The organism is Pseudoalteromonas sp. S16_S37 (assembly GCF_014694405.1).
Classification (GTDB): domain Bacteria; phylum Pseudomonadota; class Gammaproteobacteria; order Enterobacterales; family Alteromonadaceae; genus Pseudoalteromonas.
Genome location: NZ_JAAUWV010000002.1, coordinates 51,746 through 64,139, shown reverse-complemented (window position 1 = coordinate 64,139; position 12,394 = coordinate 51,746). Strand labels below are relative to the sequence as shown.

Genomic DNA, 12,394 nt, shown 5'->3' with positions numbered 1-12,394 from the left:
TCTTGTAGTAAAAATGTACCACAATTCGTATGATGGTAAACGACTTAGTAAACCTAAGCTTAAAACAAGCACAATAGAGTATTGCATTGAAGGGTAAAAAATGGCGTCTGAACAAGATGATTTTTTGTTTTTAGATCATGATGAAGATACGCAAGAAGTTGAAGTTGCAAGCGCCGCTTGGGACATCCTTATTGTGGATGATGATCCTGAAATCCATTCTGTAACTACGCTCGCATTATCTGGTGTTGAATTTTGGGGACGTTCGCTTTTCTTTCATCATGCATATAGTGGTGCAGAAGCTATCGAAAAACTCATTCACAACCCAGAAATCAGCGTGATGTTACTTGATGTTGTAATGGAAACCGATGACGCTGGATTAATTGTGGTGAAGCGTGTGCGCGAAGAGCTGAAAAATAATAACGTACGTATTATTTTGCGCACCGGCCAGCCTGGTCATGCACCTGAAGAGCAAGTGATCAGAGATTACGATATCAATGATTACAAAATGAAAACGGAATTAACACGCAGTAAGCTGGTTACTTCTATGATGACTGCAGTACGCTCATATCGCCAAATTTGTGAGTTAGAAGCGCAAAGCTTAGCGCTGAATTCTATTTTAGAGGCGTGTAAAGGGATATTAGGCCATAGCGATATTCGCTCTTTTAGCTTGGCAGTCGTCACTCATCTGGCAAAAATCTTAGGCAGTGAGCCAAATGGTATTGTCAGTGGTCAGCTTGGTAATGATAAGCGCGTTACAGTGCTTGGTGGTACCACTCAATTTCAAGAGTCATTTGGAGAAGGGTTAGAACAGCTCGATAACGGACGCGTTATTATGCAGGTGCAAAATTGCTTTGATAGTGGTGAGCACCAGCAAACAGAGCATGACATGACGGTTTTACTCAAAGGTAAAAATCGCAGTGCGGCAATTTATTTAGAATTAGACATACAGCCTACAGAGTCACAGTTGCAATTAATGGAATTGTTTCTTGCCAACGTAAGCGTGGGTTTAGACAACATTAAACTGTTTAATGAGTTACGTGACGTAGCTTACAAAGACCCGCTAACTAAACTACCAAATCGCGCTTGTTTTACAGAGCAAATAACTAAGTACTATAAATCAAAAAACACTGACCTTCTGTTGGTTTTGATAGATATTGCGCAGTTCTCGGATATTAATAATGGTTTAGGACAAGAAGTCGGCAATCAGCTATTAATTGCAGTCATGACTCGTCTACAACAAGAATTTCCTCAAGCAGAGTTTTTAGCCCGTATTGGGGCTGATGTGTTTGCCATGTTGCTACCAAAAGTTACTTTTGAGGAGCGCATGTTTGTTGATAGCTTAATAACGCCTTATCAGGTGAATGAACATGTGTTGTCAATTCATTTTAGAGTGGGAGTGTGTGAGCAAGATGACTTTGCCTGCAATGGCCTAGATACACTTAAGTTAGCTTACATCGCGTTAAACCAAGCGAAACAAGAAAACCGAGTTGTTGGACGCTATACCCCCGATCTTGAAGAAAAAATGGCTTGGAAGTTGGGGTTAATCCGCCAGCTTAGACAAGACTTCGAACACCGAAAGCTAGAGGTTTGGTACCAACCTCAATTGTGTTTCAAAACTTTTGAAGTGGTCGGTTGCGAAGCTTTATTGCGTTGGCCATCTGGTAACGGCCGTTATATTTCCCCAGGGATCTTTGTTCCTCTGGCGGAAAATGCCGGTCTGATAGTTGAAATAGGACAATGGGTACTTGAGCAAGCATGTGAACAGCAAAAGAAACTTGCTGCTTTGGGCAAAGAAATTAGTATTGCAGTGAATGTATCAGTGCCACAGTTTAAAGCGCCCAATTATGCGCAAAGTGTTAAAGACACACTGCTTGAATACCAAGTTGAACCTCGTTTTATTGAGCTAGAGGTTACCGAAAGCGTGGTGATGGATGAGGTTGGCGCTGTAGTAGAAACATTACGTGAGTTGCAAGAGTTTGGTGTAGAAGTGGCGATTGATGACTTTGGTACTGGCTTTTCATCACTGAGTTATTTACAGACACTCCCATTTTCAAGTTTAAAAATTGATAGAGCTTTTATTAAAGATATTCCCCATAGTGACTCAGGAGCGATTGCTGAGTTGGTGATTTCATTAGCACGTCATCTAGGTAGAAAAACCATTGCAGAAGGTGTTGAAACACAAGAGCAAAGTGATTTGCTTAGAAACATGGGGTGTGACGAAGTTCAAGGTTTTATGTACGCCAAGCCTATGCCCAGTGATGAACTAATGGCTTTTTTGAAGAGTTACAAACCAAAAATTAGCAAGTGAGGGAAGATTCACTCTCCTTTGCTCACTCATGGTGTTGCTTCGAATTGTAATAATCTGCTATTACAATTCGAAGAACCTTGATTTTGAAACAAAATATCATCACTGCATTGCAAGTAATGTAAGTTGATACCACATGTTCTATTTCAAACCCCTTATCCAAACCTGAGGTTATTAACGACTCTCTACAATCTATGGTTTGTGGTCAGGTGCATTTGAGCTATAATTCGGCTCTTTTTTATCCTCTAGGCAGTCACTATGAGCACACTCAAAGCTGAACGTCCATTATTCTCGTATCCAAAGTATTGGGCTGAGTGTTATGGCACGGCACCTTTTTTACCAACCACCCGTGAAGAAATGGATGCATTAGGCTGGGACAGCTGTGACATAGTTTTAGTGACAGGGGATGCCTATGTAGATCACCCCAGCTTTGGTATGGCGGTGATTGGCCGTGTCCTTGAAGCCCAAGGTTTTAGAGTGGGTATTATTGCTCAACCTGATTGGTCAAACAAAGATGCCTTTATGAGTCTTGGTAAACCAAATTTATTCTTTGGTGTTACCGCTGGTAACATGGACTCGATGATTAATCGCTATACTGCCGAAAAACGCATGCGTCATGATGATGCGTATACGCCCGGCAATATAGGTGGTAAACGCCCAGATAGAGCCGTTGTGGTATACAGCCAGCGTTGTCGTGAGGCATATAAAGATGTGCCGTTAGTTATTGGCGGTATTGAAGCAAGCTTAAGACGTATCGCGCATTATGACTATTGGCAGGAAAAAGTGCGTCGCAGTATTATCTTTGATGCCAAAGCTGATATCTTAATTTATGGTAATGCTGAAAGACCGCTGGTGGAGGTTGCACACCGAATCGCCAAAGGTGATAGCATAGAAGACATTCAAGATGTGCGCGGTACTGCAGTTATTCGCAAAACTCCTCTTCCACAGTGGCGTGGCAGTGACTCAACTGCTATTGATAAAGTTGGTAAAATTGATCCCATTCCTAACCCCTATGGCGCGGATGATGTGGGCTGTAGTAAGTCTGAATTTGCTCAGGCCGGAATAGATCTATCAAAAGATACAGCAAAGCCGATAACCGTTCAGCCTCCGAGGCTAAAACCTTGGGAAAAGGTATATGTAAAATTACCCGCTTTTGAACAAGTGAGTGTTAACAAACCACTTTATGCTCATGCTTCTCGGATCTTGCACCAAGAAACCAACCCAGGTTGCGCCAGAGCGCTGTTTCAGCGCCATGGTGACCGCTATGTGTGGGTAAACCCTCCAGCATTTCCACTAGAAACGGAAGAAATGGACGCCGTATTTGGTTTGCCATATCAACGTGTGCCTCATCCAAGCTATGGTGATGCCAAGATCCCAGCATATGAGATGATTAAAACGTCGGTCAATATCATGCGTGGTTGCTTCGGTGGATGTAGTTTTTGTTCTATCACTGAGCATGAAGGGCGTATTATTCAAAGCCGCTCTGAACAGTCAATTATCGAAGAAATAGAGCAAATTAGAGATAAAGTACCTGGTTTCACTGGAGTTATTTCCGATTTAGGTGGCCCTACCGCTAACATGTATAAACTGCGATGTAAGAGCAAAAAAGCAGAGAGTACCTGTCGGCGTTTATCGTGTGTTTATCCAGATATCTGTAAACACATGGATACTGATCATACCCCTACGATTGAGCTATACCGCAAAGCACGCGAAGTTGACGGGGTAAAAAAAATACTCATTGCATCGGGTGTACGCTATGACTTAGCTATTGAAGACCCTCGATATGTAAAAGAGTTGGTTACTCATCATGTTGGAGGCTATTTAAAAATTGCGCCTGAGCACACTGAGCAGGGGCCTTTGTCTAAAATGATGAAACCGGGCATGGGTACTTACGATAAGTTTAAAGCCTTATTTGATAAGTATTCCAAAGAGGCTGGTAAAAAGCAGTATTTGATTCCCTATTTTATCTCAGCTCACCCTGGCACCACGGATGAAGATATGGTCAACATGGCTCTGTGGCTAAAAGCCAATGATTTTAAATTGGATCAGGTGCAAAACTTTTATCCATCGCCAATGGCCAATGCGACGACCATTTATCACACTGAGATGAACTCGTTACGGAATATTAAAAACAATAAAGAACATGTGAGCGTACCTAAAGGTGCTCGCCAAAGAAGGTTACACAAAGCCATTTTACGTTATCACGACCCATCAGGTTGGCCAATGATCAGAGAAGCTTTACGGAACATGGGTAAAGCAAATCTGATAGGCAAAGGACCAAATTGTTTAGTGCCGGATGAAGGTCGAGACGAAAAAGGTAAAGGGCAACATACAGGAAAAGGTGGGCGAGCTGCGTTGACTCGTCATACAGGGTTTAGTCAGTTTAAAAAGGCTAACACCAAACCAAAAGTTGCTGGTAACAAGCAAAGGTCTAGATAAGCTGACACTTTGACTCAATAACCATAATTAAATAAAAGGGCCGCAGAGCCCTTTTATATTTTTATACTAATCCGCTTAACTAAGTGGTCTATTTTGAAGCAAGAAAACCTTGTCGATAGCAAGGCAAAAATTTCGTTATTTAGTTGTTCTAAATGAGAAATTTTTAACGCAGCTGTCGTCAGGTTTAATCCTTCAAAATGATTAAGTGTTATTGCGGATTGGTATTAATCATGTGCAGCATCGAAGAACTTTCCAAATAAGGCTTCATCACCTAGCAGGGCTTTTTTGAAAGGCTGCCACTGAGGACGTTGATGGCCTGCGATGGCATGCCACTGCGCCATTTCGTCAACTGATGGCGTGTAGACTTTTGTACCGAGTTGTTTTAAACCAAGTTCACAATAACGCTCTATACGAGGGATCTGCGCTAGATGTTGCTCAAAAGTTTGTTGCGCAGCATCATGTAAGGCATTTCGCAATTTAGTTGATAAACTATTGAACCAGGTTTGGTTTACAACAAATAGCCAACCGTCTTGTACACTTTTGATTTGCGAAACAACACCTAGATGCTCTTTGAGATTATTTGGGCCATTAAATAGGCCAACAATTGAAGGGTCAAGTGCATCGATACGACCACCTTGTGCTAAGGTCGCGGCTTTTTTCCACGGGACCTGAACGGGAGAGGTACCGCAGAGATCGTAGAATTGTTGCAAAACTTTACTAGCAGGGATCCGAAATACTATCTCACGCATATCTTGGGGCGTTTTTATGGTTTTACCGTAATGCTTCGTTGAAGTTACCGTGCGTGTACCGGGTAAATAATGCATCAGAATTTGTAATTTACCTTGTTGATGGATCTTTGCGATGATCTGCTGTTGCCAAATTTTCGACGTAATTAGTTTCAGGTAGTTATGCCTTTCTGAACACCAAAATGGAACGTTTAAAATATCTAATGCGCCTAAGATAGGCGTTAAGTTTGATACGGAAATGAGCGCCCCATGGATAGAACCTCTGGCGACCAAAGCAGTAAGCTCTGTTCCTACACCTAATACACCGTTATGCTGAATATCAAAGTAGATTTTACCTTCACTAAATTGTTCAATATTTTTTTTGAGTTGCTGATGCATGTGCGGAGATGAGCGCCATTGGTTTGTGTCATAAGGAGAAGCAAACACCATATGTACTTGCGCCTTATTACATTTATCAAGCTCAGAGCCGTGTAGATTATTACATTGTTCATTTGCCCACATGGGCATAGGTAAAGCTAGCCCCGCACCAAGTAAGGCTAATTTTTTCGCAAATGTCCGACGAGTTTTATTAATCCTGTTGCAATACTTGTCTTTTTTTGGGGTCATACAACTTACGGCACCAACTGGATAGTTATCTAAGCTTAGCAGAGAAGTTGCTCTGATTGGTGTTAAGCGGTTTATTTACTAAGCTTAGTTACATAACTTATTGTTCAGAGTCTATTTATGCAAATTTCGCAATCAAAGCTAATGTTTAAGTGGGTACTGTTTGGCGGAGGTGTGGTATGTATTTTCATTACATGGTTGCTATTATCTTCTTCTTATCAGCACTTAAATACTGAAAAGCGGCTAAATCACCTACATAATTTATTCCATAATGTGCAATACAGCAAAGCTGCAATGACCAATTCACAAGATGGCTTATCAGCGTATACGAAAGCACTAAGACAGTTTCGAGCTGCTTTGATAGAAAACCCCAGCTTATTAGCGTTTGATGAAGCCTTTGTTGTGCAGCTTGAAGCACAAATAGCGCTTTTAGAAAGCTTAGATAACGATACTTGGTTTGATAATAAAGATGTATTGCGCCAGCATAATGCATTGCTGTTGGCATTTTCTACAGTGGCAGCCGACAACCTAGAGGCAGCTTGGCAAGATGATTATAAGTGGTGGCTATTGCTGTTGGTGGCAATGACTTTGTGGGGCGCGTTGCTGTATTGTCTTCATAAAAAGTTGACTCATAGCATTGAGCTGACAGAGCAAGTATTACATAAAGTTATCAGCTCACATTCGTATAAAATACCTGAACATTTTTATGGGCATTTAGCTGCCGAGTCTCAATTAATAGAGCTACTTGATTTTGTTGATGTGTTATCAACGAGGCTAGATGAAGTGCATTCGCGCTTTATTGAAGAAGCACAAGAGGCAACCTTGGGGAGCATGACTCAAGGATTTTCAAAGTCTTTACTGCAGATCATTGAGCATGCGGCAACACATCAAAAGCGCCTCACCACAATCGTTAATAAGCTAGCCAATGGTCAGAACAGCGAGGAGCAAGAGGCGCAATTACACAATAAATCTCGCCAGATATTGGGTCAATTAGATGTTGAACTGGCAAATGTTTATGATCTTTTGGCTGATTTTGAACAAATATCCAATTTTCATCAGTTTGATATTGAAGTTGAATTTAACCTTAAAGAACTTGTTGAAGCGGTGTTTGCACGTCATAGCCAAGCACTGGTACAAGAGCAGTTCCATGTTAGTTATGAGATCCCCGATAACTTACAGCTACAAAGTGCCCCAGCGGTGTTTGAACAAATTTATCACCACTGCATAAGCAATAGCGTTAAACATGCAAAGTGCGGTGATAAAGTGTTACACATAGTCGTTTCTGCGATGGTTGTGAATGATTACTTACATCTATATTTTAAAGATGATGGTGCGGGGATCGATAGCGAACTCTTGCCAATTCTGGCTGAACCGACTTTAAACTCAAGACAAAACTTTGGAAAACATGGTTTAGGGTTAAGTGTTATCCACCATTTGGTAACGGATAAACTAAACGGCGAATTCAAGATCCAAAGTCCAGCACATGGTGGGGCTTGTATTCATATTGTATTGGAAAATACTCGGTTTGAACTAGCATCGCCTTGTCGTAAGACTAAGATGCATAAACAAGATCTCAGTAATTCGCCCTAACTGACGTTGCTGATTTTGCTTTTAAAGACATAAAAAAGGCTGCGATCAGCAGCCTTTCAAATTTTTTACAATTAAGCTATTATGCTTTTTTGCTTGCGACCCATTCGTCAACAAAGCGCTCTAATACATTCAATGGCACAGGACCATTTTTCAGCACTACGTCGTGGAACTGGCGAATATCAAACTTATCACCCAGCTCTTTTCTTGCCGCTTCTCTAAGCTCTAAAATCTTTAACATACCAATCTTATAAGCCGTTGCTTGAGATGGCATAACGATATGACGTTCAACCATTTTCACGCCATCAGATTTCGCGTTCGGCGTATTGTTTACGTAGTAATCAATACCTTCTTGGCGAGTCCACTTCATTGCGTGAATACCCGTGTCTACCACTAATCGGCAGGCACGCCATAGTTCCATTGCTAAACGACCAAAGTCTGAGTAAGGGTCTTCGTATAGGCCCATTTCTTTAGGCACTAACTCAGAATATAAACCCCATCCCTCAATGTAAGCGGTATAACCACCAAACTTACGGAACTTAGGAACACCTTCAAGCTCTTGTGCAATTGCTATTTGCATGTGGTGCCCTGGAATACCTTCATGGTAAGCCAATGCTTCCATTTGGTAAGTAGGCATCGCTTCCATATCGTACAGGTTTGCGTAGTAGATACCTGGGCGAGAGCCATCTGGAGCTGGCTGTTGATAGAAAGCTTTACCAGCGGCTTTTTCTCTAAATGCTTCAACGCGCTTAACAATCATGTCTGCTTTAGGCTTAACAATAAATAGCTCATCTAGGCGAGACTTCATATTGTCGATAAGTGCAGTTGCTTCACTTAGGTACTGCTCTTTACCTTCGTCGGTATTTGGCAGGTAAAATTGTTTGTTGGTTTTCATGAATTCCATGAATGCTTTTAAGTCGCCTTTAAAGCCAACTTTATCTTTAATCGCACGCATTTCATCATGGATACGAGCCACTTCAGACAAACCAATTTGGTGAATTTCTTTTGCAGTTAACGCTGTGGTTGTTGTGCGAGCAAGCGCATTGTTGAAGTACGCTTCACCGTCAGGGAATTTCCACGCACCATCACGGTCATCTGCGCGCTTTTCTAGCTGTGCAAGATAGTTAATAAGCTTGCTATAGGCTGGCTTAACAGCCACTTGTAGTGCTTCAGTTGCCTGTGCAATAAGTGCTGACTTTTCACTATCATCAATACTTAGCTTGTCAACTTTACGTTTAAAGTCAGCTAACAAAGTAGAATCTTTACCATTTTCAAACGGCGCACCAACAATGATGTTTTTGCTTGATTCAATGACATGTGGGAAAACAAACTTAGGCGCAATAATGCCTTTATCTGCTCTGATCTCTAAATTATCAATAAGTTGATCAAATACTTTAGGTACACCATTTAAGCGCGAAATATATGCTTGAGCATCTTTTACATCAGTGATTTGGTGTTGATTGATTAAAAATGCTGGCACCATAGAGTGTGTACCATACATTTGGTTTACTGGGTAGCTGTGGTAACGCCATTTAAAATCAGCAATTTCATTTTCTAAATTTTGTTGCATCAAGTCATAACTAACTTGAGTTGCTGCATCTAACTTATTGCGGTCGATAGTTTTTAATGTTGCTAAGTCTTTTTTGGTCAGCTCTAAATCTTCAAGGTCGCGAGCTTCGCTCTCATCGTCCCACTTATCGTAGTCTTGTTTGATACCCATATAGGTTTGATAAACAGGGCTACGCATGACACCGCGCATAAATACTTCTTCAAAAAACGCATTGGCTTTTTCTACTTCACTTTGTTCGACTTGTTGAACTTGTTGTGTAGGAGCTGGCTTTTCAGCAGTTTGCTGACAACCACCTAATAACGCTACGCTGATAGCTGCAGCAATAATAGTGAGTTTACGCATTGTTTTACCTTTATTGTTATTTAGGAGCCGAAGGCTCAGTCTTAAATTTGAACGATAGTCGGTGATTAATTGACTAATCTAAACAAAAGATTGTAGCAGGTCGTTTAAATATCTGTGGCCCTTATTTGTAACTAACCATGAATCACCTTGATCGAGCAACAGGCCATTTTTTTGTGCCTGGTTTATTTGGCTTTCGATATCAACAAGTGCAAGGCCAGTATAGTCAACAAACGCTTGTTTTGAACATGGTTGCTGCAAACGAAAGCAATTCATCACAAATTCAAAGGGCCTATCTTGTGGTTCTACTTGCCAACTTTCGTATAAATAAGGTTTGGTTAAATCCATATACCCTCTAGGGTGTTTAACTTTTACCGTACGAATAATTGACCCGTTACTTGGTTGTGTAATTTTGCCATGAGCACCACAGCCGATCCCGAGATAATCGCCAAACTGCCAATAATTTAAGTTGTGCTTACATTGGTAGAGCGCTTTTGCGTAGCCTGATATTTCATATTGCTGGTAGCCCGCTTGTGCGAGCAGCGCTTGGCCTTGCTCTTGAATGTCCCACAGGGTTTCATCTTCAGGAAGTATCGGTGGCTTAGAGGCAAATTGGGTATTGGGCTCTATGGTCAATTGGTACCAAGAAATATGAGGAGGTGCTAAGTCAATCACACGTTGTAAGTCGCTTAGGGCATCGGCTAAGGTTTGATCCGGTAAACCATGCATTAGATCCATATTAAACGACTTTAAACCAGCGTGTTTGGCTTCATTTGCTGCATTGATTGCTTCTTGCTCACCATGAATACGACCAAGAGATTTTAATTTATCAGCTTGGAGGCTCTGCACGCCAATTGAAATTCGATTAATACCTGCACCAACATAATGCTTGAAGCGGTCTGTTTCTACGGTTCCCGGATTGGCTTCCAGCGTTATCTCAATATCTTGTTCAAATTCAATGAGCTTATTTATCTCTTTAAGCAAATAATCATATGCATCGGCTGAGAGTAGGCTAGGGGTTCCACCGCCAATAAAAATACTGTGCAGTTTTCTTTGCTGCACAAAGTACAGATCTGCTTTTAAATCATTTAGCAAATGCTGTACATATTCTTGTTCAGGTATCTTGCCCTTTAAACTGTGGCTGTTGAAATCGCAGTATGGACATTTTTGTACGCACCAAGGAACGTGTATATATAAACTTAACGGCGGTAATTTCACGTACGGTCCTGCAATTGCTTAACAAGCATGTTTAGCGCTTGACCTCGGTGACTGATGGCATTCTTTTGCTCTTTTGACAATTCGGCACTTGTACAGTTAAGTGTTGGCACAAAAAAGACAGGATCATAACCAAAACCTTCGCGCCCCTGTTGTTGGGTTGTGATCTCACCTTCCCAACTTGCTTGGCAAATTAATGGGGTTGGGTCATCCGCATGACGCATATAAACGAGTACACACCAAAAGCGCGCTGTTCGTTTAGTTTGTCCTTCAAGTGCTTTGAGTAGCTTGTCAATATTGTCTTGGTCGTTGGCATCATTACCTGCGTATCGTGCAGAGTAAACACCCGGTGCTCCGTCTAGGGCATCAACCTCTAAGCCAGAATCATCAGCAATCGCAGGCAGCCCCGTAACTTTGGCCGCATGGCGTGCCTTGATGATGGCATTTTCTACGAAGGTGGTCCCAGTTTCAGGCACATCTGGCACATTAAATTGGCTTTGAGGAAGTACCTCAATATTGAGCTCGCTAAGCATGCTAGCGAGCTCTTTTACTTTGCCTTGGTTACCCGTTGCTAAGACAATTTGTTGGGTCATACTTGGTTAATCCACATAAAATTTTTGCTGAAACTTTAACACTTGTTGGTTATTGCCTTGGGCAATATTAACGGTAAAGCGATAAGTTTCTTCGTTGTTAAAATCAATCTGTGCTAAGTAATAGATGGCATCACCATCGATGACTTCTTTAAATTCCAACTCTTGCTTATTGCCAATTAAATTGCGCGCTTCGCCTGTTAAAACGGCTTTTTGCGCAGTTTTTTCAGCATTGTTTTTGAGCACTGAAATATTAACAACGGCTTTATAGTTACTCCGCTCTAAATCATATGCTTTAGCAATCGTTGGTTGAATAAAGGTGGATGGAAACGCAATGTAATGCACTTGCCATGGACCTAAGTTTTTGAACTGTCCACCTTGCTCTGTGCTTGCTTGTGCAAATGCACACGCCAGTAATAGCAAGGCAAAAGAGATGTACTTTTTCATCATGTATTGCTCCTAACTGAGTAAGTCCATCACCAGCAGTTGTAAAAACTGCATGCCGATGAGCAACACCAAAATTGACAAGTCTAAACCACCCAACGGCGGAATGACTTTACGAATTGGTCTTAGCATTGGCTCTGTGAGTTGATCAAACACTGCAGCGATTGGGTTATAGCCTTGTGCAACCCAACTTAAAATAGCCCTAATGATAAGGATCCAAAATACGAGTGAAAATGCTTCTTTAAGCACAGTTATGGCACCTTGGATAAATGCACCAAGAGGATTCCAGCCGCCATAAAAAAGCACCATCAATAAAGATACTTTAGCAAAGCCTACTATGAACGCCAGCAATAAAGACGCTAGGTCAAGACCACCTGCGCCAGGAATAATTTTTCGAAGCGGATTGACCGCAAAAGAGGTTACTTTTACGACCGTTTGGCTTAGTGGGTTGTAAAAATCAGCGCGAACAAGTTGTAACCAAAATCTTAACAATACAACCATTAAAAATAGATCGAACACGATCCCAATTAAAAAGTGCATGGCGTTCATAAATTAA

Annotated in this window: 9 protein-coding genes; 3 read left to right on the top strand and 6 right to left on the bottom strand. The window is 41.4% G+C overall.

Annotated features, from left to right (window positions below):
• Positions 1 to 100 precede the first annotated feature (100 nt).
• Both HC733_RS01285 and HC733_RS01280 read left to right on the top strand, forming a co-directional pair.
• The gene (locus HC733_RS01285; RefSeq protein WP_190363249.1) at positions 101 to 2,308 is read left to right on the top strand and encodes a bifunctional diguanylate cyclase/phosphodiesterase; all 2,208 of its coding nucleotides are present in this window, start codon (positions 101 to 103) and stop codon (positions 2,306 to 2,308) included.
• 255 nt (positions 2,309 to 2,563) lie between these two features.
• The gene (locus tag HC733_RS01280; protein ID WP_190363248.1) at positions 2,564 to 4,744 is read left to right on the top strand and encodes a YgiQ family radical SAM protein; all 2,181 of its coding nucleotides are present in this window, start codon (positions 2,564 to 2,566) and stop codon (positions 4,742 to 4,744) included.
• A 224-nt stretch (positions 4,745 to 4,968) separates the two neighbouring features.
• Here the strand turns inward: HC733_RS01280 and dctP are convergent, their stop codons facing one another.
• A complete protein-coding gene (gene dctP / locus HC733_RS01275) occupies positions 4,969 to 6,096 on the bottom strand; it encodes a TRAP transporter substrate-binding protein DctP (RefSeq protein WP_190363247.1) in 1,128 nt (375 codons plus the stop codon).
• A 117-nt stretch (positions 6,097 to 6,213) separates the two neighbouring features.
• On the opposite strand from dctP, the gene HC733_RS01270 reads away from it, so the two are divergent.
• Positions 6,214 to 7,683, top strand: a complete 1,470-nt coding sequence (locus tag HC733_RS01270; RefSeq protein WP_190363246.1) for a HAMP domain-containing sensor histidine kinase — start codon at positions 6,214 to 6,216, stop codon at positions 7,681 to 7,683.
• A gap of 79 nt (positions 7,684 to 7,762) precedes the next feature.
• Here the strand turns inward: HC733_RS01270 and HC733_RS01265 are convergent, their stop codons facing one another.
• From HC733_RS01265 to HC733_RS01245, 5 genes are all read right to left on the bottom strand, one after another.
• Positions 7,763 to 9,592, bottom strand: coding sequence for a DUF885 domain-containing protein (locus HC733_RS01265; RefSeq protein ID WP_190363245.1), 1,830 nt, complete (start codon positions 9,590 to 9,592; stop codon positions 7,763 to 7,765).
• Positions 9,593 to 9,670: 78 nt separating this feature from the next.
• Positions 9,671 to 10,807, bottom strand: a complete 1,137-nt coding sequence (hemW, locus tag HC733_RS01260; RefSeq protein WP_190363244.1) for a radical SAM family heme chaperone HemW — start codon at positions 10,805 to 10,807, stop codon at positions 9,671 to 9,673.
• Positions 10,804 to 11,397 carry an XTP/dITP diphosphatase gene (locus HC733_RS01255; protein ID WP_190363243.1) on the bottom strand — a complete coding sequence of 198 codons (594 nt, stop codon included), beginning with the start codon at positions 11,395 to 11,397 and terminating at the stop codon, positions 10,804 to 10,806. Before HC733_RS01255 ends, hemW begins: the two co-directional genes overlap by 4 nt.
• Positions 11,398 to 11,403: 6 nt before the next feature.
• Positions 11,404 to 11,841 (bottom strand): DUF4426 domain-containing protein, encoded by a 438-nt coding sequence (locus tag HC733_RS01250; RefSeq protein WP_190363398.1) that lies wholly within the window; start codon positions 11,839 to 11,841, stop codon positions 11,404 to 11,406.
• A gap of 12 nt (positions 11,842 to 11,853) precedes the next feature.
• Complete coding sequence (locus HC733_RS01245; RefSeq protein WP_190363242.1) at positions 11,854 to 12,387, bottom strand: YggT family protein; 534 nt, start codon at positions 12,385 to 12,387, stop codon at positions 11,854 to 11,856.
• Positions 12,388 to 12,394 lie beyond the last annotated feature (7 nt).

What these genes read in the sequence shown, in the direction of transcription:
- HC733_RS01255 (WP_190363243.1), bottom strand. Translation starts at nt 11,397, where the DNA reads ATGACCCAACAAATTGTCTTAGCAACGGGTAACCAAGGCAAAGTAAAA.
- HC733_RS01250 (WP_190363398.1), bottom strand. Translation starts at nt 11,841, where the DNA reads ATGAAAAAGTACATCTCTTTTGCCTTGCTATTACTGGCGTGTGCATTT.
- HC733_RS01270 (WP_190363246.1), top strand. Translation starts at nt 6,214, where the DNA reads ATGCAAATTTCGCAATCAAAGCTAATGTTTAAGTGGGTACTGTTTGGC.
- HC733_RS01280 (WP_190363248.1), top strand. Translation starts at nt 2,564, where the DNA reads ATGAGCACACTCAAAGCTGAACGTCCATTATTCTCGTATCCAAAGTAT.
- HC733_RS01245 (WP_190363242.1), bottom strand. Translation starts at nt 12,387, where the DNA reads ATGAACGCCATGCACTTTTTAATTGGGATCGTGTTCGATCTATTTTTA.
- HC733_RS01265 (WP_190363245.1), bottom strand. Translation starts at nt 9,592, where the DNA reads ATGCGTAAACTCACTATTATTGCTGCAGCTATCAGCGTAGCGTTATTA.
- dctP (WP_190363247.1), bottom strand. Translation starts at nt 6,096, where the DNA reads ATGACCCCAAAAAAAGACAAGTATTGCAACAGGATTAATAAAACTCGT.
- HC733_RS01285 (WP_190363249.1), top strand. Translation starts at nt 101, where the DNA reads ATGGCGTCTGAACAAGATGATTTTTTGTTTTTAGATCATGATGAAGAT.